Source organism: Streptomyces sp. NPDC045846 (assembly GCF_056431605.1).
This window is the reverse complement of the sequence record NZ_JBWKKJ010000009.1, coordinates 413,676-438,891: the sequence shown is the minus strand read 5'-3', so window position 1 is coordinate 438,891 and position 25,216 is coordinate 413,676. Positions and strand designations below refer to the sequence as shown.

The 25,216-nt window shown below is 69.6% G+C and carries 25 protein-coding genes; 6 read left to right on the top strand and 19 right to left on the bottom strand.

Annotated features, from left to right (window positions below; all coding sequences use genetic code 11):
* Positions 1-86: 86 nt before the first annotated feature.
* The 7 genes from truB to rimP form a co-directional block, all read right to left on the bottom strand.
* A complete protein-coding gene (gene truB / locus AC07F3_RS26890; RefSeq protein WP_388981493.1) occupies positions 87-992 on the bottom strand; it encodes a tRNA pseudouridine(55) synthase TruB in 906 nt (301 codons plus the stop codon).
* On the bottom strand, positions 989-1,432 hold the full coding sequence (gene rbfA, locus AC07F3_RS26885) for a 30S ribosome-binding factor RbfA (protein WP_479116989.1): 444 nt from the start codon (positions 1,430-1,432) through the stop codon (positions 989-991). The genes truB and rbfA overlap by 4 nt, the downstream gene beginning before the upstream one ends.
* Positions 1,433-1,465: 33 nt before the next feature.
* On the bottom strand, positions 1,466-1,759 hold the full coding sequence (locus tag AC07F3_RS26880) for a DUF503 domain-containing protein (RefSeq protein WP_114041264.1): 294 nt from the start codon (positions 1,757-1,759) through the stop codon (positions 1,466-1,468).
* A gap of 177 nt (positions 1,760-1,936) precedes the next feature.
* Positions 1,937-5,059: a translation initiation factor IF-2 gene (infB, locus tag AC07F3_RS26875; RefSeq protein WP_479116988.1), complete on the bottom strand. Its 3,123-nt coding sequence runs from the start codon at positions 5,057-5,059 to the stop codon at positions 1,937-1,939.
* Between the two features lie 148 nt (positions 5,060-5,207).
* On the bottom strand, positions 5,208-5,486 hold the full coding sequence (locus tag AC07F3_RS26870; RefSeq protein WP_479116987.1) for a YlxR family protein: 279 nt from the start codon (positions 5,484-5,486) through the stop codon (positions 5,208-5,210).
* Between the two features lie 126 nt (positions 5,487-5,612).
* The gene (gene nusA / locus AC07F3_RS26865; protein WP_114041267.1) at positions 5,613-6,602 is read right to left on the bottom strand and encodes a transcription termination factor NusA; all 990 of its coding nucleotides are present in this window, start codon (positions 6,600-6,602) and stop codon (positions 5,613-5,615) included.
* A 2-nt stretch (positions 6,603-6,604) separates the two neighbouring features.
* On the bottom strand, positions 6,605-7,141 hold the full coding sequence (rimP, locus tag AC07F3_RS26860) for a ribosome maturation factor RimP (RefSeq protein WP_479116986.1): 537 nt from the start codon (positions 7,139-7,141) through the stop codon (positions 6,605-6,607).
* 195 nt (positions 7,142-7,336) lie between these two features.
* Between rimP and AC07F3_RS26855 the strand changes: the two genes are divergently transcribed.
* The 3 genes from AC07F3_RS26855 to AC07F3_RS26845 are packed head-to-tail and all read left to right on the top strand — an operon-like array spanning position 7,337 to position 9,231.
* Entirely contained in the window at positions 7,337-7,849 is a 513-nt protein-coding gene (locus tag AC07F3_RS26855) for a hypothetical protein (RefSeq protein WP_479116985.1), read from the top strand.
* Positions 7,846-8,292, top strand: coding sequence for a ferritin-like domain-containing protein (locus tag AC07F3_RS26850; protein WP_479116984.1), 447 nt, complete (start codon positions 7,846-7,848; stop codon positions 8,290-8,292). Before AC07F3_RS26855 ends, AC07F3_RS26850 begins: the two co-directional genes overlap by 4 nt.
* Positions 8,293-8,331: 39 nt before the next feature.
* A complete protein-coding gene (locus AC07F3_RS26845) occupies positions 8,332-9,231 on the top strand; it encodes an aminoglycoside phosphotransferase family protein (protein WP_479116983.1) in 900 nt (299 codons plus the stop codon).
* A gap of 648 nt (positions 9,232-9,879) precedes the next feature.
* Here the strand turns inward: AC07F3_RS26845 and AC07F3_RS26840 are convergent.
* Positions 9,880-10,254 (bottom strand): hypothetical protein, encoded by a 375-nt coding sequence (locus tag AC07F3_RS26840; protein ID WP_479116982.1) that lies wholly within the window; start codon positions 10,252-10,254, stop codon positions 9,880-9,882.
* A gap of 160 nt (positions 10,255-10,414) precedes the next feature.
* Here AC07F3_RS26840 and AC07F3_RS26835 point away from each other — a divergent pair, with 160 nt between their 5' ends.
* Entirely contained in the window at positions 10,415-10,672 is a 258-nt protein-coding gene (locus AC07F3_RS26835; RefSeq protein ID WP_479116981.1) for a GntR family transcriptional regulator, read from the top strand.
* A 248-nt stretch (positions 10,673-10,920) separates the two neighbouring features.
* Here the strand turns inward: AC07F3_RS26835 and AC07F3_RS26830 are convergent, their stop codons facing one another.
* The 3 genes from AC07F3_RS26830 to AC07F3_RS26820 all read right to left on the bottom strand — a co-directional run bounded on the left by AC07F3_RS26830 (position 10,921) and on the right by AC07F3_RS26820 (position 13,811).
* Complete coding sequence (locus tag AC07F3_RS26830; protein ID WP_479116980.1) at positions 10,921-11,130, bottom strand: DUF397 domain-containing protein; 210 nt, start codon at positions 11,128-11,130, stop codon at positions 10,921-10,923.
* A gap of 429 nt (positions 11,131-11,559) precedes the next feature.
* Complete coding sequence (locus AC07F3_RS26825; protein ID WP_479116979.1) at positions 11,560-12,774, bottom strand: helix-turn-helix domain-containing protein; 1,215 nt, start codon at positions 12,772-12,774, stop codon at positions 11,560-11,562.
* A 101-nt stretch (positions 12,775-12,875) separates the two neighbouring features.
* On the bottom strand, positions 12,876-13,811 hold the full coding sequence (locus AC07F3_RS26820; RefSeq protein ID WP_479116978.1) for a major capsid protein: 936 nt from the start codon (positions 13,809-13,811) through the stop codon (positions 12,876-12,878).
* Positions 13,812-14,585: 774 nt separating this feature from the next.
* On the opposite strand from AC07F3_RS26820, the gene AC07F3_RS26815 reads away from it, so the two are divergent.
* Entirely contained in the window at positions 14,586-14,738 is a 153-nt protein-coding gene (locus AC07F3_RS26815) for a hypothetical protein (RefSeq protein WP_479116977.1), read from the top strand.
* On the opposite strand, the gene AC07F3_RS26810 is transcribed toward AC07F3_RS26815, so the two are convergent.
* Entirely contained in the window at positions 14,704-15,168 is a 465-nt protein-coding gene (locus tag AC07F3_RS26810; RefSeq protein WP_479116976.1) for an HNH endonuclease, read from the bottom strand. The two genes, AC07F3_RS26815 and AC07F3_RS26810, sit on opposite strands and share 35 nt — an antisense overlap.
* Before the next feature lie 564 nt (positions 15,169-15,732).
* Here AC07F3_RS26810 and AC07F3_RS26805 point away from each other — a divergent pair.
* Positions 15,733-15,906 carry a hypothetical protein gene (locus tag AC07F3_RS26805; protein WP_479116975.1) on the top strand — a complete coding sequence of 58 codons (174 nt, stop codon included), beginning with the start codon at positions 15,733-15,735 and terminating at the stop codon, positions 15,904-15,906.
* Between the two features lie 137 nt (positions 15,907-16,043).
* Here the strand turns inward: AC07F3_RS26805 and AC07F3_RS26800 are convergent, their stop codons facing one another.
* The 7 genes from AC07F3_RS26800 to dxr form a co-directional block, all read right to left on the bottom strand.
* Entirely contained in the window at positions 16,044-17,765 is a 1,722-nt protein-coding gene (locus tag AC07F3_RS26800) for a recombinase family protein (protein ID WP_479117040.1), read from the bottom strand.
* Positions 17,766-17,890: 125 nt separating this feature from the next.
* The gene (locus AC07F3_RS26795; RefSeq protein WP_479116974.1) at positions 17,891-19,591 is read right to left on the bottom strand and encodes a proline--tRNA ligase; all 1,701 of its coding nucleotides are present in this window, start codon (positions 19,589-19,591) and stop codon (positions 17,891-17,893) included.
* Between the two features lie 91 nt (positions 19,592-19,682).
* Complete coding sequence (locus AC07F3_RS26790; RefSeq protein ID WP_479116973.1) at positions 19,683-20,246, bottom strand: GNAT family N-acetyltransferase; 564 nt, start codon at positions 20,244-20,246, stop codon at positions 19,683-19,685.
* Between the two features lie 15 nt (positions 20,247-20,261).
* The gene (locus tag AC07F3_RS26785; RefSeq protein WP_479116972.1) at positions 20,262-21,107 is read right to left on the bottom strand and encodes a GNAT family N-acetyltransferase; all 846 of its coding nucleotides are present in this window, start codon (positions 21,105-21,107) and stop codon (positions 20,262-20,264) included.
* A gap of 130 nt (positions 21,108-21,237) precedes the next feature.
* A complete protein-coding gene (ispG, locus tag AC07F3_RS26780; protein WP_479116971.1) occupies positions 21,238-22,395 on the bottom strand; it encodes a flavodoxin-dependent (E)-4-hydroxy-3-methylbut-2-enyl-diphosphate synthase in 1,158 nt (385 codons plus the stop codon).
* A gap of 210 nt (positions 22,396-22,605) precedes the next feature.
* Positions 22,606-23,907 (bottom strand): M50 family metallopeptidase, encoded by a 1,302-nt coding sequence (locus AC07F3_RS26775; RefSeq protein WP_479116970.1) that lies wholly within the window; start codon positions 23,905-23,907, stop codon positions 22,606-22,608.
* On the bottom strand, positions 23,904-25,154 hold the full coding sequence (gene dxr / locus AC07F3_RS26770; protein ID WP_479116969.1) for a 1-deoxy-D-xylulose-5-phosphate reductoisomerase: 1,251 nt from the start codon (positions 25,152-25,154) through the stop codon (positions 23,904-23,906). The genes AC07F3_RS26775 and dxr overlap by 4 nt, the downstream gene beginning before the upstream one ends.
* Between the last annotated feature and the right edge of the window lie 62 nt (positions 25,155-25,216).

The window sequence follows — 25,216 nt, the reverse complement described above, 5'->3', positions numbered from 1 at the left end:
GGGGTGAATCCCCCAGGTCCGGCGGATAGACCCCTTGCGAGGGGGATCGTGGAGCGGGCCGCCCCGCCCGCTCCACGGTGGGTCTCTCAGCCGAACACGGCGAGGCTCTTGGCCTTCCCCTTCTGGTTCTCGACCAGCGCGAGGAACGTCCCCCCGGGCCCGAACACGCCGACCGGCTTCCCGGCCTCGTACTCGTCGGGCATGTCCAGCCGTACGCCGTTGAGCAGCAGCCCGCCGCGGCGCGCGTCGACGTCCCAGCGCGCGAAGGCGGCGGCCGCGGCCTCGGCCACCGGCATCACGGTGAGCGACTCCTGGAGCTGGTCCAGGGTGCGGGCCGCGTCCAGGCCGTAGGGGCCGACCCGGGTGCGGCGCAGCGCGGTGAGGTGCCCGCCCACGCCGAGCCCGGCCCCGAGGTCGCGGGCGAGGGCGCGGATGTAGGTGCCGGAGGAGCAGACCACGGAGACGACCAGGTCGATGACCGGGGTGCCGTCCTCGGCGACGGCCTCGCGGACGTCGTAGACGCGGAAGGAGGAGACGGTCACCGGACGGGCCGGGATGTCGAACTCCTCGCCGCCGCGCACCCGCGCGTAGGACCGCTTGCCGTCGATCTTGATCGCGGAGACCTTGGACGGAACCTGCATGATGGCGCCGGTCAGCTCCGCGACCCCCGCGTCGATGCCCTCGCGGGTCACCTTGGAGGCGTCGGTGGACGAGATGATCTCGCCCTCGGCGTCGTCGGTGACGGTGTCCTGGCCGAGCCGGATCGTCCCGAGGTACTCCTTCTCGGTCAGGGCGAGGTGGCCGAGCAGCTTGGTGGCCCGCTCCACGCCCAGGACGAGCACGCCGGTCGCCATCGGGTCGAGGGTGCCCGCGTGGCCCACGCGGCGGGTCCTGGCGATGCCGCGCATCTTGGCCACGACGTCGTGCGAAGTGAAGCCCGACGGCTTGTCGACAATGACCAGGCCGTCGGGCGTCTTTGCTGCGGTGCTCATTCGGTGGCGTCGTCCTCGTCGCCGGGCTTCTTGTACGGGTCGGCGTCACCGGCGAACTTGGCGCCCGAGGACACCTCGCGCACCGCCGCGTCCGAGGCCCGCGCCTTGTCGAGGAGGTCCTCGATGGTCTTGGCGTTCTCGGGGAGCGCGTCCGCGATGAACGTCAGGGTGGGCGTGAACTTGGTGCCGGCGGCGGTGCCGACCGCGGAGCGCAGGATGCCCTTGGCGCTCTCCAGACCGGCCGCGGCGGCCGCCCGCTCCTCGTCGTCCCCGTACACCGTGTAGAAGACCGTGGCCTCCCGCAGGTCGCCGGTGACCCGGGTGTCCGTGATCGTCACATGCGTTCCGAGACGCGGGTCCTTGACGCCGCGCAGCAGCTTCTCGGCCACCACCTCCCGGATGAGGTCCGCCAGCTTCTTCGCCCGCGCGTTGTCGGCCACTGGTCCTTCTCCTTCTCAAGCCTTGCTTGGTGTTCAGTCTTCGTCGCTGTGGAGCCTGCGTCTCACCGAGAGCAGTTCCACCTCGGGCCGGCCGGCGACGAGCCGCTCGCACCGGTCGAGTACGTCTGTCAGGTGCCCCGTGTCGCCGGACACCACCGCGAGGCCGATCTCGGCCCTGCGGTGCAGGTCCTGGTCGCCCACCTCCGCCGCGCTCACCGCGTACTTGCGCTGGAGTTCGGCGACTATCGGCCGGACGACGGAGCGTTTCTCCTTCAACGACCGTACGTCGCCGAGGAGCAGATCGAAGGACAGCGTCCCCACATACATGGATGTCCGGATGTCCCGCCGGTACGGGTTAGAGGACCCCGCCAAAGCCTTGGCAGGGACATCAGAACCGTACACGGAACGGCCGGGGCCGATCGACGGAAATATCTTCCGCCGATCGGCCCCGACACTCGTTCCTCAGGAGGCCGCGCCTCCGGGGGTACGGATCAGCTGCACGGACTAGCCGCGCGGCTTCTCGCGCATCTCGTACGTCGCGATGACGTCGTCGATCTTGATGTCGTTGAAGTTTCCGAGGTTGATACCGCCCTCGAAGCCTTCGCGGATCTCGGTGACGTCGTCCTTGAAGCGGCGCAGACCCGAGATGGTGAGGTTCTCCGCGATGACCTTGCCATCGCGCAGCAGGCGCGCCTTGGTGTTGCGCTTGACCTCGCCCGACCGGACCAGGACACCGGCGATGTTGCCCAGCTTGGACGAGCGGAAGATCTCGCGGATCTCCGCCGTGCCGAGCTCGACCTCTTCGTACTCCGGCTTGAGCATGCCCTTGAGGGCCGCTTCGATCTCTTCGATCGCCTGGTAGATGACCGAGTAGTACCGGACGTCGACGCCTTCGCGCTCCGCCATCTGCTGGGCACGCCCGGCAGCGCGGACGTTGAAGCCGATGACGATCGCGTCGGAGCCGGTCGCCAGGTCGATGTCCGACTCGGTGACCGCACCCACGCCGCGGTGCAGGACGCGGATGTCGACCTCGTCGCCGACGTCGAGCTGGAGCAGCGAGGACTCGAGGGCCTCCACCGAACCGGACGCGTCGCCCTTGATGATGAGGTTGAGTTCCTGCACCAGACCGGCCTTGAGGGCCTCGTCCAGGTTCTCCAGGGAGAACCGCACGCCCTTGCGGGCGAAGCGGACGTTGCGCTCACGGGCGGCACGCTTCTCGGCGATCTGACGGGCCGTACGGTCCTCGTCGACGACCAGGAAGTTGTCGCCGGCGCCCGGGACGTTGGTGAGACCGAGGACGAGGACCGGCGTCGAGGGACCCGCCTCTTCCACGTTCTCGCCCTTGTCGTCGAGCATCGCGCGGACTCGGCCGTACGCGTCGCCGACCACCATCGTGTCGCCGACCCGCAGGGTGCCTCGCTGGACCAGGACGGTCGCGACGGCGCCGCGGCCGCGGTCGAGGTGGGACTCGATCGCGATGCCCTGCGCGTCCTGCTCCGGGTTGGCCCGCAGGTCGAGCGAGGCGTCGGCGGTGAGGACGACGGCCTCCAGGAGGGACTCGATGTTGAGGCCCTGCTTGGCGGAGATGTCGACGAACATCGTGTCGCCGCCGTACTCCTCGGCCACCAGGCCGAACTCGGTCAGCTGACCGCGCACCTTGGTCGGGTCCGCGCCCTCGACGTCGATCTTGTTGACCGCGACCACGATCGGCACGTCGGCCGCCTTGGCGTGGTTCAGCGCCTCGATCGTCTGGGGCATCACACCGTCGTTCGCCGCCACCACGAGGATCGCGATGTCGGTGGACTTCGCACCACGGGCACGCATGGCGGTGAACGCCTCGTGACCCGGGGTGTCGATGAAGGTGATCTTGCGCTCTTCGTCGTTGACCTCGGTCGTGACCTGGTACGCACCGATGTGCTGCGTGATGCCACCGGCCTCGCCCGCCACGACGTTCGTCTTGCGGATCGCGTCCAGAAGGCGGGTCTTGCCGTGGTCGACGTGACCCATGACGGTCACGACCGGCGGACGCGCGACGAGAGACTCCTCGCCACCCTCGTCCTCGCCGAACTCGATGTCGAAGGACTCGAGCAGCTCGCGGTCCTCCTCCTCGGGGCTGACGATCTCCAGGATGAAGTTCATCTCGTCCGCGAGCAGCTTCAGCGTCTCGTCGGAGACCGACTGCGTGGCGGTGACCATCTCGCCGAGGTTCATCATCACGCCGACGAGCGACGCCGGGTTGGCGCCGATCTTCTCGGCGAAGTCGGTCAGCGAGGCACCGCGCGACAGGCGGACGGACTGTCCGTTGCCGCGGGGCAGCATGACGCCGCCCACCGACGGGGCCTGCATGGCCTCATACTCCTGGCGCCTCTGACGCTTCGACTTGCGACCACGACGGGCGGGCCCGCCGGGACGGCCGAAGGCACCCTGCGTGCCACCGCGGCCACCCGGGCCACCGGGACGGCCCTGGAAACCGGGACGACCGCCGAAGCCGCCGCCACCACCGGGAGCGCCGCCACCCGGACGGGGGCCGCCGAAGCCGCCGCCGCCACCGGGACGACCGCCGCCACCGGGACCGGCCGGACGGCCGGCGAAGCCGCCGCCACCACCGGGACGACCGGCACCGCCGCCGCCACCGGGACGACCGCCGGGGCCACCGGGACCACGGCCACCGGGACCGCCGCCGGGACGCGGGCTCGCGGCCGGACGCTGCGGCATCATGCCGGGGTTGGGACGGTTACCGCCGGGAGCACCACCCGGTCGCGGGGCGCCGCCCTGCGGACGGGGCATGCCGCCCGGGCTCGGACGGGCGCCGCCCTGACCCTGCGGACGCGGAGCGCCACCGGGGCCGCCCTGCGGGCGCGGGGCGCCACCGGGGGCACCGGCACCGCCGGGCCGCGGGGCGCCGCCACCGGGACGGGGCGCCTGGGGGCGCGCCATTCCGGTGGAGCCACCCGAGGTGAAGGGGTTGTTGCCGGGACGCGGACCGGCCGGACGGGCACCGCCCGGGCGGGGTGCGCCCTGACCCGCGGGGCGGGCCGGACGGTCGCCGCCACGGCCACCGTCGCGCTGGCCACCGTCACGCTGACCGCCGGCCGGGGCCGGACGGGAGGCAGCGGGACGCGGGCCGGGGGTGGCACCGGCGGGACGCGGGGCCTGGGGCGCCGCGGGCTGGGCCGGAGCCGGGGCCGAGAACTCGGCGGCGGGCACCGGGGTGACCGGGGCCGGCTTGGCCGGGGCGGGCTTCGGACCCGGGCGCGGGCCCGAGGCGGCCGGAGCCGGCGTAGAGGGAGTGCTGCTCGCCGGGGCGGCCGGGGCCGCAGGCGCGGCGGGGGCCGGCTTGGGGGCCGGGGCGCCGGGCTTCGGGGCAGCAGGACGTGCCGCGGCGGCCGGGGAGGGCGCCGCGGGCTTGGCAGGCGCGGCCTTGCGGGGCGCGCCGGGCTTCGCAGCGGACTTGCCGGCGTTGCCGCCGGGCCCCTGCAGTGCGTCAGTCAACTTGCGTACAACCGGCGCCTCGATCGTCGAGGACGCCGAACGGACGAATTCACCGAGTTCTTGGAGCTTGGCCATGACGACCTTGCTCTCCACCCCGAACTCCTTGGCGAGTTCGTATACCCGGACCTTAGCCACTTCGCTCCTTTTAGGTCCGGGTTACCGCCGGACCGTCGCTACTTCATGGGCGTACTCATCGCGTACTCATCGAGTGCTCATCGCAATCTCGACCTACTTCCAACTCGCGAGGTACCTGACCGCACGGGATTCCGTGCCGTACTTCTTCTTACGTTGCTGCCTGCTCCACGTACTCCCGCAGAACCGCGGTGTCGAGCGCTTCCCCGACCTTGAAGGCCCGGGAGAACGCCCGGCGGCGGACCGCCAGGTCGAGACAGACCGAGGCGGGGTGTACATACGCACCCCGGCCGGGCAGCGTACCGCGAGGATCAGGGGCGCAAGCACCCTCGACCGCCACGATGCGCAGCAGATCGCTCTTGGCCGCTCGCTCCCGGCATCCCACGCAGGTTCGCTCAGGGCAGGCGCGGGCGTGCGTCCGGCCAGACACGTTTAAGTCTACCTCCCCGCACCGACCTCACCCCTGTGGGGCAAAAATCGAACGGTTGTTGTCCAGAAAGCTCACCCTGCCTCCTTGAGCAGGGGCAGGGCCACTTCTTATTCCCGAGCGGGCCGGTCAGTCCTCGGCGGGCTGCTCGGTGTCCGGGCGGATGTCGATGCGCCAGCCCGTGAGGCGGGCCGCGAGCCGGGCGTTCTGGCCCTCCTTGCCGATGGCGAGGGAGAGCTGGTAGTCCGGCACGGTCACCCGGGCGGAGCGGGCCGCGAGGTCCACGACCTCGACCTTGGAGACCCGGGCCGGGGACAGCGCGTTGGCCACCATCTCGGCCGGGTCGTCCGACCAGTCGACGATGTCGATCTTCTCGCCGTGCAGCTCGGCCATGACGTTGCGGACCCGGCCGCCCATCGGGCCGATGCAGGCGCCCTTGGCGTTGAGGCCGCTGCGCGTCGAGCGCACCGCGATCTTCGTACGGTGACCGGCCTCGCGGGCGATGGCCGAGATCTCCACCGAACCGTCGGCGATCTCCGGGACCTCGAGCGCGAACAGCTTCTTGACCAGGTTGGGGTGGGTGCGCGACAGCGTCACCGAAGGACCGCGCACCCCCTTGGCCACCCGTACGACGTACGTCCGAAGGCGCAGACCGTGCGTGTACTCCTCGCCCGGCACCTGCTCCTGCACCGGCAGCATGGCCTCCATCTTGCCGATGTCGACCAGCACGTTCTTCGGGTCCTTGCCCTGCTGGACGACGCCGGTGATGACGTCGCCCTCGCGGCCGGCGAACTCACCGAAGGTGATGTCGTCCTCGGCGTCGCGCAGCCGCTGCAGGATGACCTGCTTGGCCGTGCTCGCCGCGATCCGGCCGAAGTCCGACGGGGTGTCGTCGAACTCCTTGGCCTCCTGGCCCTCTTCGAGGTCCGCCGGGTCTTCCTTCGCCCACACCGTGACATGACCGTTCTCACGGTCGAGCTTCACGCGCGCACGCCGGAAGCTGCCCTCGGTGCGGTGGTAGGCGATGAGGAGCGCCGACTCGATCGCCTCGACCAGCAGGTCGAAGGAGATCTCCTTCTCCCGGACCAGACCCCGCAGGGCACTCATGTCGATGTCCACGGCTACGCCTCCTCTTCGTTGTCAATGTCGTTCTGGGTGTCGCTCACGCTGTCGCGCTTGCCGTCCTTGCGGTTGAACTCGATCTCGACCCGCGCCTTGGCGATGTCCGCGAAGGCGATCCGGCGGGCGGTGGGCTTGCGCCCCTTCACACCCGGGATCTCGGTGTCGATGCCGTCGTCGTCGGCCTTCAGGATCCGCGCGACCAGCTCGCCGCCGTCGTGCAGCTGGAGCCGGGCGAGCCGTCCGGTGGCGCGCACGTAGTGGCGGAGTTCGGTGAGCGGGCGCTCGGCCCCGGGGGACGTCACCTCGAGGACGTACTCCTCCTCGCCCATGACGTCGCTCTCGTCGAGCAGCTCGGAGGCGGCCCGGCTCAGCTCGGCGCAGGCATCCAGCTCCACGCCGTCGTCGGAGTCGACCACGATCCGCAGCACGCGCCGGCGGCCCGCCCGGGACACCTCGATCTCCTCGAGGTCCAGATCCTTCGCGCTGACGAGCGGTTCAAGAAGACCGCGCAGCCTGTCGCTCTGGGTCGTGCTCATCCGGGTGACTCCTCGGCCGCGTCTGCTGTTGTGGGGGATCGTCGTCGCGCACGGCAGCCGTCATCGGTCGGCCGCCGTCAGATCAAAGGGTATCCGGTCCCGGAGGGTGTTGCCGTCCACGGCCCGGGGCCCGCGGGTACGCTCGCCTGCGGTGATCACCCGGTCACCGGCGGACCGGCACGCAGGGAGAGACACGTGGGGCACCCGGGGACCACGCGAAGGCGTGTGCTGGCCGTGACGGGGGCGGCGGCCGCAGGTGCGCTGGCCGGCTGCTCCGGCGGCGGTACGCGCGGTTCCGCTACCGCGGCGCGCGAGGCGGCGGCCCAGGCGGAGGCGGCGCTGCGCGTGCGGACCGCGGCCGCGAGCCGGGCGCTCGTCACCCGGTACGACGCCGTCCTCGCGATGCATCCGGCGCTGCACACCCGGCTCGCGCCGCTGCGCGATCAGGCCGCCCAGCACACCAGCGCCCTCGCGCCGGCCGCGCCGTCGTCCCCGCCGTCCCCCTCCCCCACGGCGCCGGGCGCGCTCTCGCCGGTTCCCAGCGACGCCGACGAGGCCGTCAAGGAGCTCGCCGAGGCCGAACGCCGCACCTCCGACGCCCAGTTGGCGGCGCTGGCCACCGCGCCGCCGGAGCTCGCCCGGCTGCTCGCCTCGGTCGCGGCCTCCGGCGCGGGGCACGCCTACCTCCTCGGCGGGGGTGCCCGATGAACCCGCCCCTGGAGGCGTCCCAGGCCGCGCTCGCCGCCGAGCACGCGGCGGTGTACGGGTACGGCGTGCTCGGCGGGCGGCTCACCGACCCCCGGGCGGGCGAGGCCCGCGAGGCCTACGCCGCACACCGCTCGCGCCGGGACTCCCTGGCCCGTACGGTGCGTGACCTGGGCGGATCGCCAGTGGCGGCGGCCGCGGCCTACGCCCTGCCGTTCGCCGTGCCGGACGCCGTGGCCGCGCTGCGGCTCGCCGCCGAGCTGGAGGACCGGGTGGCCGACGTCTACTCCGACCTCGTCCGGGCCGCCGAGGGGCCGCTGCGTCAGGAGGCGGCCGCCGCCCTGCGGGAGGCGGCGGTGCGGGCCGTGCGCTGGCGGGGCGGCAGCGTAGCCTTTCCTGGGCTCGCGGAACGCCCGAGCGCACCGGTTCCACCGGCCAGTACCTGAGTTCCACCGGCTAGTACCTGAGCAAGGGGCAATACACGCATGGCTTTCGAACCGCCTGAGCGGCTGGTCCGCGCGCTCGGCGAGACGTACGGGGACGCGCTGGCCGGGCCGTGGCTCGACCGGCTGCCCGCGCTGGCCGAGGAGTCGGCGGCCCGGCGCGAGCTCACCGTCGACCGGGTGCAGGCGCCGGGGGGCCGCTCCAGTCTGGTCGCCCTCGTCCACCGTCCGGACGGCTCCCCCGCCGCCCTCAAGGTCGCCCCCTCCTTCGCCCGCCCTGACCTGGAGCGCGCGGCCCTGGCGCACTGGAACGGCTGGGGCGCGGCCCAGTTGATGGAGGACGGCGCCCCCGACGACGCGCTGCTCCTGGAGCGGCTGCACCCCGAGGTGTCGCTGCGCTCGCTGCCCGAGGCGAAGGCCCTGCTCGAAGCAGCCGGAACGGTGCGGCGCCTGTGGGTCGAGCCGCCCGGCGGCCATGCCTTCGAGACGGTGGCCGAGCGGACCGAGCGCCAGAGCGTGCCGATGCGGGCGCCGCGGGACGCCGAACTGGCGCCGCTGGTCTCGGCGGCGCTCGCGGCCCGCGACGAACTCGCCGCGGCCGCGCCCGAGTCGCTGCTCCTGCACGGCAACTTCCGCCAGAGCAAGGTGCTTTCGGGCGAGCGGGCCCCCTGGCTGACGGTGGGTCCCGAGCCGCTGGTGGGTGAACGGGCCTATGACCTGGCGCGGTTGGTGCGGGACCGGGTGGAGGACCTCATCGCGGCGCCGAGCGGGCCCTCGGCCGCCCGCCGCCGCGTCAAGAAGCTCGCGGACTCCCTGGACGTCGATGCCGACCGGCTGCACGGCTGGACGCTGTTCCGCGCGGTGGAATCGGGTCTGCGCGCGCGTGCGGCGGGCCGTGACCGGGACGCGGAACTGCTCCTGGAATTCGCGGGCTGGCTGTAACTCCCCGCCCCGCCGGGCGAAGGCGCTCGTCCTCAATCGCCGGACGGGCTGAGGTTGCCCATGCGGGCCAGCACCGTACTGCTAAGGGGCGCGGGGAACTGCGCGAGAAGCGAGCACGACCCGCACGTCGAACGGGGTTGGGGGCGCGGGGAACGGCGCGACCAGCCGTCCACGGCCCGCGGACGAAAGCGGGTCTGAGGGGGCGCGAGGAACTGCGCGACAAGCCACGTACGGCCCGCGGACAAATTTCAGGGGCGCGGGGAACTGCGCGAACAGCCACGCACGACCCGCGCGCGACCGATCGCATCCGACCCTCCCCCGAGCTCACCCCACCCCACCCACCCCCGGAGGGTCCAGGGAAGCCCCGATGCTCGTAAGTAGGGGTTCTGTCCCGCACGGCCGCCTGCCGGGCGGGACAGCTTGGAAAGGCTTGCTAATTGCCTGCTGAACGACGCTTCGCGGGCAGCTCGTCCCACTGCGGACCATGAGTCAGCGCGTGCGCATGATCGGGGCACGCATGGAGAGTCGTCCCGGGACCGCTGGTGCTCTGTATCCAGCGGACAGCAATCGGGGCGTGCGTGAGCGTCTTGCACTCGATGCACAGCGCCACGCGACCGGGCAGTACGAGCGGAAACAGTTCCTCGACGGTCACGCGGTCACCCCCGCAGCAGCGAACGCAGACGCGGGGAACGGGGCGCCGGGATAGGTATAGGGGTAGTCCTTGCCGTGCATGGCGAACTCGACGGCTCGTCGCCGCTCCCTGATCACTCTCAGCTCTAGCGTCTGTTCTGCTTCCCTGGCGACCAGCCACGGCCCGACGCGGTGGGCCCAGGGGGACGGAATCGAGCGGGCAAGGACGTGCGGCGGGATCGGCGTGGTCGGAGCGCAGATGACCAGCAGCGCGGGCGTGGCGTGTTCGGCGAGATACGCCGCAGAGTGGCGTCCGGCAGGCTTGGCCCGGCGAGTCCGGGGCGCGAGTAAGGCGAGGGCCCAGTAAAGGGCGCGGGAGATACGATCGCGCATAGTCGTTCAGCTCCTCAGTAGCTGTTTCGGCTAGCCCCGGCGGGCCGTTCCAGCGGTCTTCCGGGGCGCTTGCGTTTTGACCGTAAGGCAACTCCTCTACCCTCGTCTACCTACGTATGGATACGGAACTAGGCGTGGCTGGTTGTCTACGCTCTTCGGCATGAGTCCGACCATTGACTACGACGCCCCGACGCCGCCGTATCAGCAGATCGCCACGGAGATCATTCGGGATATCGAGTCAGGCACGCTCGCAGTGGATCGCCCGATCCCTTCCGAGTCTGCCCTCATCCAGCGGTGGGGTGTGGCTCGTGACACTGCCCGGCGGGCCGTGCGACACCTAAGGGAGCTCGGCTACGTCTACACCGTGCCGCAGCGAGGGACTTACGTCCGCGATCGGACGACCAAGGACACCGACTAGCCCCACACGCCCACCGCAGAGAGCGGCGGGCGGGCAGGGCTGGTCCTGGGATTCAGCGGTTCAGGTTCCGGTACTCGTCCAGCATCCGCAGCGCGGGGATGAAGGCCCCTCGGGCAGTGCCCGAGCAATGCCGCTCCGTCGGCAAGGTCCATGCATTCCAGCAGGACAGGCAGCGCATCACGCCGGAGTGCTCCGGGTCGGGTTCTGCGCCACCGCCACAGCGCGGGCACTGGATCATGGGCAAGCTCCTACGCCGAGAGGTCGAACTCTCCCAGCTTGGCACCCGTGAGGAAGTCGGACCACTCAACAGCGGTGAACTCCAAGGACCGACCAGTCACAGAGTTACGAACGGCCACCGTGCCCGGCACGTTCGTGGCGACTTCGACGCACCGGGGGTTGTTGTTCTCGTACGTGCACATGCTGGACGTCCGGAATTCGAACCCGGGAACTTCGGTCATGGGCCTGTCCTTTCGTCTTGCCTGCGAGGATTCGGTCCCCGCGCCGTTGCGCGCCCCACTCCAGTCGGCCCGTGCGGGGCGGCCAGCCCCGAGCATCGATGACCGGCCCGGACGGCCGAAGGAGGGGCGTGGTCACGCCCAGGGGAAGGCGACGACAGGCGTCGAAAACACCTGCGCAGTCCGTAGCTCTGCCTCGGTGCACGGACGTACCTGGTTGGGCGGCGCGCACCATTCCATGCCGCCACCAGGTGGGCGGAGGAACACAGATCCCTCGTACTCGGCCACGATCTCACCGACGGCATCCGTGCCCTTGTCCACCGCGAATCGTCTGCTACTCATGTCGTCTCGCCGTCCCCTCGTACGTCGTGTGACGATCGTGTCGCCGAGCAGAGACTCCTCCCAGGGACGCAACGTCCTAGTCTGAGCACGCTAATTGGCGACACCCAGGAACTCGGCAAGCTTGCGCAGGCCCGGCGGTCGCGCCGATGACTCCCACAAGTCGCTGACGATGGCCACAGCGAGTGTGTGATGCCGCATCCACGCCGGAGCTACCCGGCGCAGCGATTCGAGTGCTCGAACGGCGCCTGCCGCGTCTCCCACATCCGTATACGCGCGGGCCACATCCAGTAGGAGCCAGGTACGCCATGACGGCGGGATGTCCTTGCTGAGCCGCATCCCCTTGGCCAAGCTCAGTGCTTCCTGGGGGCGTTCATGCTGAACCGCGAGACGCACACGCTCAATGCGGACCGACGATCGACTGAACACTGATACCAGTTTGCTGTCTGGTGGGGGCGGGAGAGTCGCAAGGCGATCTGCTGCCCTCTCAGCTGTCTTCATCATCGTGTCGGCGGTGTCGTAATCATCGTTCCTGGCGTAACTGGTCGCAGCCGACATCAGCAGACCGCCCCAGACACGGACTCCTTCAGCGGTATGGACGTGCTCTCTCTCGACGCCGTCAGCTGCGTACACGGCGAGGTGCTGCGCGTCATCCAGCCGATTCTGTCGTTGATAAGCCCATGCCACGGAGTTGGACACCATGGCGGGCAGCAACGGGTCAGCGGATTGGCGCGCAGCTTCTATAGCCCGCTCCAGGGCCGAGAGCGCAAGATCTGACTTGCCTAAACGAATCGCCAGATGACCACCGAGCTGCAACGCCTTACCGTGCGCGGCCTGCCCGGCGGCTCTTTGCTCCGGAGTACCCACGGCAGCGGCGAGTCTTGCGTCCGCAATGATCCCTGGGAGCACCTCCATGAGCCGACCGAACTCGGCATCGTGGTACAGCGTCCACCCCTGGGTCAGCTCTGCTCGCAGCAGTGACGGAGACAGCCGTTCGGCACCTGTCGGCTCCGAGGGCACGGCAAAGAGAGGCGGCATGATCGCGCGACGCACGGCGACCAGGGCCGGAGGGTCTGCTTCGCCAGTCGAAGGAACTCCGGGCGGGTCCCCCAACAGGCTTGTCAGTTCCACCCCGAGCCCTTTTGACAGCGCATGGAGCGTGGGCAAGCGGGCACTGTGCTTGCGTTTCTGTTCCAACTTGCGTACGACGTCTACCGATACGCCGGACCGATCCGCCAACGCTTCCTGAGTCAGATCGGCGAGGCGACGCAGGCGACTCAACCGGTCGCCCAAGTGCTCAGAGGCCATGTCCTTACGCTACGCCCGTGGTTCAGCCGGACACACAGAAAGCCCCCGCCCCCGCCGTCCCTTCTGCGAGGGATGACGAGCGCGGGGGCTCTGTGTATAGATCAGCCGGCGAGGACGTTGGTCAGCCGTGCGGCGGCCTTCCCGCCGAACAGGGCGAGACCACAGTAGAAGTCAATGCGGGTGCGGTACACGGGCTTGTCGTGGGACTCGCCCAGGTCGGTGGTCTGTACGCCGCCGTTGGTCAGACCGGTCACTCCGGCGTCCGCTTCAGTGACCCCGAAGCGCACGGCGTAGATGTCACCGGTCTGCTTGCCGCCGGTTCCGGCGGTCAGCGGGAGTACGTCGGTGCCGTCCAGCTTCTGCCCCGCATCAAGAAGCGGAATGCCCTTCCACGTGGTGGTGCGCTTCCCAGCGATTTCAGCCGAGAGAAGTTCGGCACCGCCGAGCCGCCGGAACCCAGACTCGATCTTCGCCCGGAGCGCAGCGTTCATGTAGAGCGCCCCGTTTGCGCCGCCGATGCCGCGCACCTGCGCAACCAGCGCGTCCAACGCATCAAAGAAGTCATGGCTGTTGGCGACCGGACCGATCCCCTTGGCGTCCAGGACCTGCCCGCCAAGCAGCCGCTTGCGCAGCCCGTCGAACCCCTTCGGGTTCACCTCTACGTCACCGTTGAAGAACTGGTCCGCGAAGTGAACCGACGCAGCCTTGACCTTCATTGCGGTCTGCACGGCCCGCTGATCGTTGAGATTGCCCCGGGTCTGCACGATGAACTTGTCCACGTCCGCATCCCCGCCCAGGATGGCAAGCGTCTCGATCCGCTGATTGAGCGTGCCAGTGCTCTCCGGGTAGGCCTCGTTCACTCCTCGGAACGAGACTCCGGGAAGGGTGGATTCCTCGTTGTACCGGTAGGCGTTGCCCGCAACGGATATCAGCGGAAGCCGGTCCAGGATCGGCGACTCCTGAACGAACGTTTCGATCACGCCACGCTGAAGCTGGTCAAGGGAGAGCTTCGCAGATTCAGCAAGAGTTAGAGACATAAATAATTCCTTCACTTTGGTCGAGGTAAACGAAAGATGCCGCTGACATTCACTTGCGGCGCCCACAGAAACGGCCTAATCAGCCATGCAAGTTTTTTGCCTCCCTGCCGATCTTGAGCGCGGGGAGGGGGGAGTACCCGCCTGGTCTAGGCGGTATTTATGTCCGAATTGGCTTCACATTTGCGGCTGCCCAACCACCAGGTTGGCGCTTCGCGGTCTCGCGGTTGTGACAGCGCGTGCACAGCGGACGCAGCCTGTTGGACGCGTCGGGGTCGGCGACCCCTTGAGTCACCAACTGACGTCGCGACAAGGGGAAGTGGTCGGCAACCGTGGCCGTGCGACCGCACAGCAGACACCACGGGTTGCGGTACAGGTACGCCTTACGGATGCGCTGCCAACGAGTCGTGTAGCCCCGTTCAGCGCTCGTACCGCGCTGTTGCTCGGCCTCTCGTCGGTGAGCCTCGCAGCGGCCACCAGTGGTCAGCTCGGGGCACCCAGGGATGGAGCAAGGGGGGCGGGGCTTACGGGGCATGGGGGATCACCTCCAGTTGCGGGGGCCTCATGGCGAAATAGAGCACGCGTCCACGCCCCGACGAGCTTGATCGGCTGAAACTCAACGCTTACGCGGCAGCGCCATCGGGCAAAAATGCCGACGTCACCCGTTTGGGTCAGCTCGCTCCACTCCCTGCATGCCCGCTGCTCGTCTGTGCACATGCTGGTAGCAGGGCCCTTCTTCAGTGTGGGCCCGCTATCGGCGCCCAAGGAGGAGAACCGATGTCACTCGCAGACGCCCTCAAGAACCTCGTCGGCATGGGGAAGAACGCTGCCGCCGAGAACGATGACGAGATCGGAACGCCTTCCGCACCCGAACCGCCTGCGGAAGGCGAACCCCTCACGCCCGAACCGCCTGCGGAAGGCGAATACTGACAACGCTCCGGCCGCACCCCTGAAGTGCTTTCATCGGCGGGTTCATGGGGAGTGGGGCCCAGGCCGGAACTGCACCTGCGCCAACGTGAGGTGCCACCCGCCCAAACTCCGTAGCGGTCTTGAGTCCATGGCACCCGTGGCACAGCACCTGAACGTTGCTGTCTATGTCCTCGCCACCGAGGGACAGCGGGCGCACATGGTCCACGTCCACCCCGTCCGCGGGGAAGTCGCCCAAGCACCAGTCGCACCAGGCCGAGCCTCGTTCCTGCACTCGCCGGCGGAGCCGTGCCGCAGCGTCGAACCGCTTTGCGCGTCGCCGTCCGCGCGATCGGCGAGCCCGAACCGAGGGACGGTCCTGGTGGGCCTGGTCGTGAACTGCGCATCGTCCGCGCCGAGTTGCTGTCTCGCTGCACTCAATGCAGGGAGTCATGTGTCACCGCCTGGTGCTCGTTGTTGTCGAGTGCCCGCCCCCGGACTCGAACCGGGGAACTCTGTGGCCGCTATCTCGGGCGAGCCGAGCCGGTACACGCACCTCTGCCGTTGGGTCAGCGGGCTTGTGTCGTCCCCACCGTGTGGCGACGACAACGAGGGGACTGCACGCGCTTACAACCCCTTTCGGCACGCCCTGGTGGGCGGGTTACTCGTGGGCGGTGCAGTCCCCGCACGCGTTGCCTCACGACCCCTGCAACCACCCCGGTAACGGCGGGGCGCGTGGTGCACGGGCAACGCTGTAACCGAGAGCGGGCACTCAGTCCGCCGGATTCCCCCGTTGGGTGGGTGCGCGGTAGTCCCGCTCTCGCTTGCCCCAGTAGTAGGGACCGAAGGTGGTGCGCGCCCTGCCCGTTGCGTGCGGTAGGCGGTCGCCCGTTCTTTGGTCTCTTCCTGGTGCCCCATCTGTAGGGACCGAAGGTGGTGTGGCTCCCGAGCGGTGCTGGGGTGCCGACAGAGACCCCGTTTTCTCTTTCTCTTAGGTTTTTTCTGGTTACCTAAAAAAGTGTCGAAGTTCGACACCCTCAACACCCTTTCGCCTCCCGCTGTGAAGGGAGCGCCGCCCGAGGGCGAGCCAGCGAGGGCCTACGCGGCCGTGTGCGAGCACGAGAAAGCCCCGGCGGTCCGCGAGGACTACCGGGGCGGTGCGGGCTGGTCGTACTGCATTTTCGGGCTCTAGGGACCGTCGTGCACCAGCCCTGTCCCGCACTCTCCATGTCGGCGCGGGGTGGACTGAGCGTATACGCCGATAGAGGTAAGCCGAGGGTCCGGCGGTCACAAGAGACCACCGGAACGCACTCGGTCACAGACGGACCGCTAGGCAGCCGTGGCGAACGTCTGCGCGGCGATGTTGCGGTGTGCGTTGGTGCCGGGCGTGGGCGCGTGCTTCGGGTTGTTCTCGGTTGCGATCTCGTCGGCCATGGTGGCGTTCTCTTCAATGGCGGGGTCAAGGTCGCCGTTGATGGTGAAGTGGACGCGCCGTAGGTCGAGCGTCCGCCATCCACCCCGGGTACCACGCTTCACCATGAGCCGTGCCCCAGCCTCTACGAGCATCGTGCGCCGTGCCACGTTGTCTGCGTTGTTCCAGTTGTCTGCGTAGGTGCGTCCCGTTCCGATCACGTCGCGGCGGGGCTCGGTCTTCTCCCGTGCTTCCAGCTCGGCCAACCGTGCATCGAGCGCGTCCGCGTGACGTTGCCACTCGGCTTGCGCGGCCTTGGACTTCTGGCGCCCCTTCTGCTTCTGGTGCTCGGCGAACTCGGCCACCGTGGCATCGATCTCGGGCTGAGGATCGTAGCCGGGTATCTCTATGGTGCGGGTGATCTGCACGGGGCCGACCAGTCGCAGGAACTCGGCGCTCACGTACTCGTCTGCCCAGTCCGCGCGCACAACCGAGGGTGCAGGGCAGTCCGATCCGTACTTGTAGGACGAGCACCCGTAATAGCCCTTGTTCAGGTACATGCGGGAGCCGCAGCCGTCGCAGTGGATCACGCGCAGCAGCAGAGCCCCGGAGTCCTTGCGGGCAGGGGGACGCTCGGCGACGGGCTTGGGGGCAAGGAGCGCGCCGACCTGGTCGAATTCTTCGCGGGTGAGGATCGGCGTCTCGGCGGCAAGGATCGGGTTGCCCTGGTCGTCACGGATCGGGTTGCCGCGGTGGAGCTTCCAGCCCAGCAGGGCCGTACTCGTCAGCATCTTGACGATGGTTTCGGCTCGCCACTGCGCGGGCTTCCGCTTCGGGGTCGCGTTCTCGGCGGGTTCCGCGCCCTTGTTCTTCGTGCGGGCCTTGTAGGCGGCCCAGTGCGCGGACGGGGACAGCACCTTGTCCGCGTTGAGCATGCGCGCGATAGCGAGCGGGGCGAGCCCGGACAGCAGGGCGGCAATGATGCGCTCAATGACCTTGACGGCTACCGGGTCAGGAACGAGCGTCCAGCCGACCCCACCGTGTTCCTTCGGCATGGGGGCGGGGAGGTAGCCATACGTGGTCTTGCCGCCGCCACGCCACCGAAGGGGCATCTTCCGCATGGCGGCCTGTGCGCCGGTCACGCGGTCGCTGGTTGACTGGGTTTCGACCTGTGCCGCGAACGCGAACATCATCATCATGAGTTCGCTCATGGGGTCCATGGGGTTGCGGAAGTCGAAGACGAGCCGACCCGTGCCGCCCAGTCCCTCGGCGAAGACGATCATCTTGCGGTGCTTGCGGGCCCACTTCGCAAGCTCGTGCATGTCTTGCATGGACCGGATGGCCCGGTCGAACCGCCAGAAGACCAGGGCGTCAAAGGTGTCCGGCTGCGCGAGCCACTTGCCGAGCTGGGGACGGTCGAAGGGGCCGACCTTGGACGCGGACACGTCCAGGTCCACCGCTTCACGCAGTGCGCCACCCTCGCCGAAGTCGATACCGAGGGCTGCCGCCGCTTGGTCGTCCGACTCGCGCTGCCGCTCGGGGCTGGTCGTCTCGTCCGTGCGCACCGACAATCGGACGCACCGCACACCCCGCAGGGTCTCGGTCGAAGTGATTCCTACGGGTACGTATGCCTTATCCATGCCCCCCGTAGGGACCGAGCGTGTCTTTGACTGCCTGACCTGCGTAGATACCGCCACGACCCGATCACTCCAGAACTATGACTCTGGAACATCGGGAAGGGGCGGGGTGGGGGAAAAGCCCGACGTCAGGCGGACAGCCGAGCCACCGCCTCCGCGAGCGGAAGCTCCTCGCGCTCACCGCTACGCCGATCCTTCAGCTCGAAGACACCCTCGCCCACCCGACGCCCCGCCACCAGAATTTTCGGCACGCCGATCAGCTCGGCGTCGGTGAACTTCACACCGGGCGAGACCCCGGCCCGGTCGTCGACCAGGACGCGCAGCCCGGCCGCACGCAGCTGCTCGGCCGCGTCGAGGGCGGCCTCGACCTGGGCCGCCTTGCCCGCGGCGACGATGTGCACGTCCGCCGGGGCGATCTCGGCCGGCCAGCACAGCCCCTTGTCGTCCGCCGTCTGCTCGGCGAGCGCCGCCACCGCGCGGGAGACGCCGATGCCGTACGACCCCATCGTGACGCGGACCGGCTTGCCCTCCTTGCCGAGGACGTCGAGCTGGAAGGTGTCGGCGTACTTGCGGCCGAGCTGGAAGATGTGCCCGATCTCGATCGCGCGGTCGAGCTTCAGACCGGCGCCGCAGGAGGGGCAGGGGTCGCCCTCCTCGACCACCACGACGTCGAGGACGTCGTCGACCTCGAAGTCCCGGCCGCAGACCACGTTCCGGGCGTGGGTGTCCGGCTTGTTGGCGCCGGTGATCCACGCGGTGCCGGGCGCGACGCGCGGGTCGGCGATGTAGCGGACCTTCTCCAGACCCTGCGGGCCGACGTAGCCGCGCACCAGGTCGGGGCGGTCCGCGAAGTCCTCGGCGGTCACGAGCTCCACGACCGCGGGCGCCAGGTGCTCGCCCAGCTTGCCGAGGTCGACCTCGCGGTCGCCCGGGACGCCGACGGCGACGATCTCGCCGTCCACCTTGACCAGCAGGTTCTTCAGGGTGGCCGAGGCCGGGACGCCCAGGTGGGCGGCGAGGGTCTCGATGGTGGGGGTGTCGGGGGTGGCGAGTTCCTCGACCTGGCCGTGCGCCGAGCCGTCGACGGGGGCGGCCACGAAGGTCACGGCCTCGGTGTTCGCCGCGTACGCGCAGGCCGGGCAGTCCACGAAGGTGTCCTCGCCCGCGGCGGCCGGGGCCAGGAACTCCTCGGACGCGGAACCGCCCATGGCGCCGGAGACGGCGGACACGATGCGGTAGTCGAGGCCCAGGCGCGCGAAGATCTTCTGGTAGGCGGCGCGGTGCAGCGCGTACGACTCGGCGAGGCCCTCGTCGGTGGTGTCGAAGGAGTACGAGTCCTTCATCTGGAACTCGCGGCCGCGCAGCACGCCGGAGCGCGGGCGGGCCTCGTCGCGGTACTTCGTCTGGATCTGGTACAGCATGACCGGCAGGTCCTTGTAGGACGTGCACTGGTCCTTGACCGTCTGCGTGAAGATCTCTTCGTGCGTCGGGCCGAGCAGGTACTCGCCGCCCTTGCGGTCCTTGAGGCGGAACAGCAGGTCGCCGTACTCCTCCCAGCGGCCGCTCGCCTCGTACGCGTCCTTGGGCAGCAGCGCTGGCAGCAGGACCTCCTGCGCGCCGATGGCGTCCATCTCCTCGCGCACGACGGTGGAGATGTTGTCCAGGACCTTCTTGCCGAGCGGCAGCCAGGTCCAGATGCCGGCGGCGTTGCGCCGGACGTAACCGGCGCGGACCAGGAGCTTGTGGCTGAGCGTCTCGGCGTCCGCCGGGTCGTCGCGCAATGTCTTGGCCAGCAGACGGGACATGCGCTGAACCTGGGCGGCTGCCATGGATTTCTCTCCTGTACGTGCACGGGGTGATGCCTGGAGGTTATCCGGGCCGCCCGAGTGCGCGGAAATCCGTTTACCGGAACATCGCTGCCTACCGGTGTCCCACGGCCCCGGGGCGGAGCAGCGGGAGGGGCGCGCCCATCACGGCGTACGGTCGCGCCGCGCTCGGGAAGTGCACCTGACCGGCCAGGTCGGCGTAGCCGAGCGAGCGGTACAGGGCGCGTGCGGGGCTCTCCGTGTCGATCGCGGAGAGGATCGAGCGGGGCTCGGTGGCGGTGTCGGTGATGGTGGTGATGAGCGCGCGGCCCAGGCCCCGGCCCTGGAAGGCGGGGTGGACGTGCAGCTCGGTGATCACGAAGGAGTCGTCCAGCCACCCTTCGGCGCCGTTGTTGCGCAGATACGGTTCGACGACGGTGGACCACCAGTGGGCCCGGTCGTTGGGCATCCCGTACACGAAGCCCGCCAAGCGGCCGTCGGCGGTGGTGGCGCCGAGCGCCCTGGCCCCCGGGTAGGACAGGTGGCGCAGCACGATGTGGCGGCGCACCCCGACCTCCTCGGCGCTGAGTCCGAAGGCGACCGCCTGTACGGCGAGGGCCTCGTCCACGCGGGCCGCGAGGTCGAGCGGTCCGACCAGTACGTCAGAGTCAGCAGGCATGGCCGCACCCTAACCTCAGAACAGCACGCTCATGAACGCTCCGGTCTCACGGAAACCGACCCGCCGGTAGCAGGCCCTGGCGGGGGCGTTGAAGTCGTTCACGTACAGACTCACGACCGGGGCCACGTCCGCCAGCGCGTAGCGCAGCACGGCCGCCATGCCGGTGGCCGAAAGACCCTTGCCCCGGTGTTCGGGGGCGACCCAGACGCCCTGGATCTGGCAGGCCTGGTTGGTGGCGGCGCCGATCTCGGCCTTGAAGACGACCTTGCCGTCCTCGATGCGGGCGAACGAGCGCCCGGAGCCCACGAGTTCGGCGACGCGGGCCTGGTAGAGCAGTCCGCCGTCGCCCGCGAGCGGGGAGACGCCTACTTCCTCGGTGAACATGGCGACGCAGGCCGGCATGATCACGTCCATCTCGTCCTTGCGGATCCGGCGGACGTACGGGTCCGGGGCGATGTCGTCGGGCATCTTCTCGGCGACCATCAGCGGCTGGTGCGGGCGTACGTCGCGGGCCGGGCCCCAGTGCGGTTCGAGCAGCCGCCACAGCTCGGCGGTGGGTTCGGCGGGGCCGACGATCGAGGAGCAGCGGCGGCCGGTGCGGCGGGCACGGTCGGCGAAGGAACGTACCGCCTCGGGCGTCGCGCAGATCGGTACGAGGTTGGCGCCGGAGTAGCACAGGGAGCGCAGCCTGCCGTCGGCGTACCAGCCCCACATCTCACCGCCCAGCCGCCAGGGGTCGAGGCCGGCGATCTGCACGCGGGAGGTCACGAAGGCATTGACGACCGGGTCGCTCTCCAGGATGGCGAGCGCCGCGCCGAGGTCGCCGGGTTCGAGGACCCGGGTGGTGGTCTGCATCAACACGAGGGGGCCTCACGGTACGGTCTGCTGATCTCCGCACTGTACCCGCCCCTCTCCCACCCGCGCCGCCCCAGCCCGGACGGCCCGCCCGGGCCCCGGGCCGAACAGGCCGAGCGGGCCCCCGCGCCGGGCCTCAGCCCGCTACCGACACCTGGGGCTCGCCGGAGGCGATGCCGTCCTTCTCCATCTGTTCGGCGATCTTCATCGCCTCGTCGATCAGCGTCTCCACGATCTTCGACTCCGGCACCGTCTTGATGACCTCGCCCTTCACGAAGATCTGACCCTTGCCATTGCCCGACGCCACACCCAGATCCGCCTCACGCGCCTCACCCGGACCGTTCACCACACAGCCCATCACCGCGACCCGCAACGGCACCTCCATGCCCTCAAGACCCGCCGTGACCTCCTCGGCAAGCTTGTAGACATCCACCTGAGCCCGACCACACGACGGACACGACACGATCTCCAGACGACGCTGCCGCAGATTCAGCGACTCCAGGATCTGGATACCCACCTTGATCTCCTCCGCCGGCGGAGCCGACAGCGAGACCCGGATCGTGTCCCCGATACCCTCCGCCAGCAGCGCACCGAACGCGACCGCCGACTTGATCGTGCCCTGGAACGCCGGACCCGCCTCGGTCACCCCCAGGTGCAGCGGGTAGTCGCACTGCGTAGCCAGCTGACGGTAGGCATTCACCATCACCACCGGGTCGTTGTGCTTCACCGAGATCTTGATGTCCCTGAACCCGTGCTCCTCGAACAGCGACGCCTCCCACAGCGCCGACTCCACCAGAGCCTCCGGCGTCGCCTTCCCGTACTTCTTCAGCAGCCGCGCATCCAGCGAACCCGCGTTCACACCGATCCGGATCGGCGTCCCCGCGTCCTTCGCCGCGAGCGCGATCTCCTTGACCTTGTCGTCGAACTGCTTGATGTTGCCCGGATTCACCCGCACCGCCGCACACCCCGCGTCGATCGCCGCGAACACGTACTTCGGCTGGAAGTGAATGTCCGCGATCACCGGGATCTGCGACTTCCGCGCGATCGTCGCCAACGCGTCCGCGTCGTCCTGCGTCGGACACGCCACCCGCACGATCTGACAGCCCGACGCCGTCAACTCGGCGATCTGCTGCAACGTCGCACCAATGTCCGACGTCCGTGTCGTGGTCATGGACTGCACCGAGACGGGTGCGTCCCCGCCGACCGCCACCGACCCGACCTGGATCTGACGGCTCTTGCGACGCTCGGCAAGCCTGGTCGGTACGGACGGCATTCCCAGTGAAATCGCAGTCATCTGCTGTGCAACCCCAAGGTGTGGATCAAGGTCCCGAGATCGGCGGGCTCCAGCCTTCGAGGTTACGTCACCCTGGGGCCCCCGGGCACACAGTGCCCCCGGAGTTCACGCGAAGGGGCGGCTCGGGCACGATGTGCGCCCGAGCCGCCCCTGTCCGCGTCCGTCACCGCGTACGCCCCGCGCGTACGGCAGACGTCTCCCGCGCGGCCGTCAGGTGATCTTCACCGGGTTCACCACGTCCGCCACCAGGACGAGCAGCGTGAAGCAGATGAAGATTCCGGCCACCACGTACGCGACCGGCATCAGCTTGGCCACGTCGAACGGGCCCGGGTCGGCGCGCTTGAGGACGCGGGCGACGTTGCGTCGCAGGGACTCCCACAGGGCTCCCGCGATGTGGCCGCCGTCCAGCGGCAGCAGCGGCAGCATGTTGAAGAGGAACAGCGACAGGTTGAAGCCCGCGAGCAGGAACAGGAACGTCGCGATGATGTTCGGCGTCGGAGCGTCCAGGTTGAGCACCTCGCCGCTGAGCCGGGCCGCGCCGACCACGCCGACCGGGGAGTCGGCCTTGCGCTCGCCGCCGTCGAAGGCCGCGTTCCACAGGTCCGGGATCTTGCCGGGCAGGGCGATGATCGAGTGCACGCCGTTCTGCACCATGTCGCCCATGCGGTTCACGGACTCGCCGAAGGTGAGCGGCTGGATCTCGGTCTTGGGGGCGAAGCCGAGGTAGCCGGCCGGAACGTACTGGTCGGGGACGGCCTGGCCGTCGGAGTCCTTCTTGGACACCATGTTCTTGGCCAGGGTGGGGTGCAGGACGACCTGCTGGCCGGCGCGCTCGACGGTGACCGTGGCCGGGCCGATGGTCTCGCGGATGCGGTCGGAGAGGTCGGACCAGTTCTTCACCGGCTTGCCGTTGAACGCGACGATCTTGTCGCCGGTCTTCAGGCCCGCGGCCTCGGCGGGTGAGACCGCGTCGCCCGGCTTGCAGGTCTCGCGCTTCTCGCTCTGCGCGATCACGCACTTCTGGACGCCGGCGACCTCGGTGGTCTGGGCCGCCATGCCGAAGCCCATCAGCACGGTGAGGAAGATCGCGACCGCGAGGATCAGGTTCATGAACGGGCCCGCGAACATGACGATGACGCGCTTCCACGGCTTGCGCGTGTAGAAGAGCCGGTCCTCGTCGCCGGGCTGGAGCTCCTCGAAGGCCGCCGCCCTGGCGTCCTCGATCATGCCGCGGAACGGCGAGGTCGACCGGGCCTCTATGCGGCCGTCCGCGCCGGGCGGGAACATGCCGATCATGCGGATGTAGCCGCCGGCGGGCACCGCCTTGATCCCGTACTCCGTGTCGCCCTTCTTGCGCGACCAGATCGTCGGGCCGAAGCCCACCATGTACTGGGGCACGCGGATGCCGAAGAGCTTGGCCGTGGAGAGGTGGCCGAGTTCGTGCCACGCGATGGAGATGAGCAGCCCGACGGCGAAGAGCGCTATGCCGAGGACCGTCAACAGGATCGTCATGCGCGTGCCTCCGCTGTCGCCTTCACCGCGAGTTCCCGGGCCCGGGCGCGTGCCCAGGTCTCCGCTTCCAGGACGTCCGAGACCGTGAGGGAAGTTCCCGCCGAGGGCGTTCCGTGTTCGGTGACGACGTCCGTCACCGTCTCCATGATCCCGCTGAACGGGAGCCGCCCGGCGAGGAACGCGTCCACGCACTCCTCGTTCGCGGCATTGAACACCGCCGGAGCCGTCCCGCCCAGTTCCCCGACGTGCCGGGCGAGTCCCACCGAGGGGAACGCGTCGTTCTCGAGGGGGAAGAACTCCCAGGTCGAGGCCTTGGACCAGTCGAAGGCGGGGGCCGCGTCGGGAATCCGCTCGGGCCAGCCGAGCCCGATCGCGATCGGCCCGCGCATGTCCGGCGGAGTGGCCTGGGCCAGCGTGGAGCCGTCGGTGAACTCGACCATGGAGTGCACGTAGGACTGCGGGTGGACGACGACCTCGATGCGCTCGAAGGGGATGTCGTAGAGCAGGTGGGCCTCGATCACCTCCAGGCCCTTGTTGACGAGGGTCGCGGAGTTGACGGTGATGACGGGGCCCATCGCCCAGGTGGGGTGGGCCAGCGCATCGGCCGGGGTGACGTCCGCGAGCTCGCTCCTGGTGCGGCCCCGGAACGGGCCGCCGGACGCCGTCACCACGAGCTTGCGCACATCGGCGCGCTTGCCCGCGGCCAGCGCCTGGAAGAGCGCGGCGTGCTCCGAGTCGACGGGGATGATCTGGCCCGGCTCGGCGATCGCCTTGACGAGCGGGCCGCCGACGATCAGCGACTCCTTGTTGGCGAGCGCGAGGGTGCGGCCGGCCTCCAGGGCGGCCAGCGTCGGGGCGAGCCCGATGGAGCCGGTGATTCCGTTGAGGACGGTGTGGCAGGGCGAGCCCGCGAGCTCGGTGGCCGCGTCGGGGCCCGCGAGGATCTCCGGGAGCCGCTCGCCGCCGTACTGCGCCGTCAGCGCCTCGCGCAGCGCGGGCACCGCGTCCTCGCGGGCCACCGCGACGGCACGGACCCCGAGCCGGCGCGCCTGCTCGGCGAGCAGCTCGACCCGTCCGCCGGCCGCGGAGAGCGCGGTCACGCGGAAGCGGTCGGGGTTTCGCAGGACCAGGTCGATGGCCTGGGTACCGATGGACCCGGTGGATCCGAGGACCACCACATCGCGTCGGCCTTCGGCCGGGTCGAAGGCGATGTGGGGGTCGGCGAGGGGGGCTGGGCTGTCGCTCATGCCCCCATTGTTGCCGCATCCGCTGTGCGGCCGAACAGCGCTCCCGCCAAGAAGACCGGGAC

Coding starts and splice junctions, on each gene's coding strand:
- AC07F3_RS26835 (WP_479116981.1), top strand. CDS start 10,415: ATGAGTCCGACCATTGACTACGACGCCCCGACGCCGCCGTATCAGCAG.
- dxr (WP_479116969.1), bottom strand. CDS start 25,154: ATGAGCGACAGCCCAGCCCCCCTCGCCGACCCCCACATCGCCTTCGAC.
- AC07F3_RS26845 (WP_479116983.1), top strand. CDS start 8,332: ATGGCTTTCGAACCGCCTGAGCGGCTGGTCCGCGCGCTCGGCGAGACG.
- rimP (WP_479116986.1), bottom strand. CDS start 7,141: ATGAGCACGACCCAGAGCGACAGGCTGCGCGGTCTTCTTGAACCGCTC.
- AC07F3_RS26820 (WP_479116978.1), bottom strand. CDS start 13,811: ATGTCTCTAACTCTTGCTGAATCTGCGAAGCTCTCCCTTGACCAGCTT.
- AC07F3_RS26880 (WP_114041264.1), bottom strand. CDS start 1,759: ATGTATGTGGGGACGCTGTCCTTCGATCTGCTCCTCGGCGACGTACGG.
- AC07F3_RS26800 (WP_479117040.1), bottom strand. CDS start 17,765: ATGGATAAGGCATACGTACCCGTAGGAATCACTTCGACCGAGACCCTG.
- AC07F3_RS26795 (WP_479116974.1), bottom strand. CDS start 19,591: ATGGCAGCCGCCCAGGTTCAGCGCATGTCCCGTCTGCTGGCCAAGACA.
- AC07F3_RS26850 (WP_479116984.1), top strand. CDS start 7,846: ATGAACCCGCCCCTGGAGGCGTCCCAGGCCGCGCTCGCCGCCGAGCAC.
- AC07F3_RS26810 (WP_479116976.1), bottom strand. CDS start 15,168: ATGACTCCCTGCATTGAGTGCAGCGAGACAGCAACTCGGCGCGGACGA.
- AC07F3_RS26825 (WP_479116979.1), bottom strand. CDS start 12,774: ATGGCCTCTGAGCACTTGGGCGACCGGTTGAGTCGCCTGCGTCGCCTC.
- AC07F3_RS26815 (WP_479116977.1), top strand. CDS start 14,586: ATGTCACTCGCAGACGCCCTCAAGAACCTCGTCGGCATGGGGAAGAAC.
- AC07F3_RS26830 (WP_479116980.1), bottom strand. CDS start 11,130: ATGACCGAAGTTCCCGGGTTCGAATTCCGGACGTCCAGCATGTGCACG.
- AC07F3_RS26790 (WP_479116973.1), bottom strand. CDS start 20,246: ATGCCTGCTGACTCTGACGTACTGGTCGGACCGCTCGACCTCGCGGCC.
- AC07F3_RS26840 (WP_479116982.1), bottom strand. CDS start 10,254: ATGCGCGATCGTATCTCCCGCGCCCTTTACTGGGCCCTCGCCTTACTC.
- truB (WP_388981493.1), bottom strand. CDS start 992: ATGAGCACCGCAGCAAAGACGCCCGACGGCCTGGTCATTGTCGACAAG.
- ispG (WP_479116971.1), bottom strand. CDS start 22,395: ATGACTGCGATTTCACTGGGAATGCCGTCCGTACCGACCAGGCTTGCC.
- AC07F3_RS26775 (WP_479116970.1), bottom strand. CDS start 23,907: ATGACGATCCTGTTGACGGTCCTCGGCATAGCGCTCTTCGCCGTCGGG.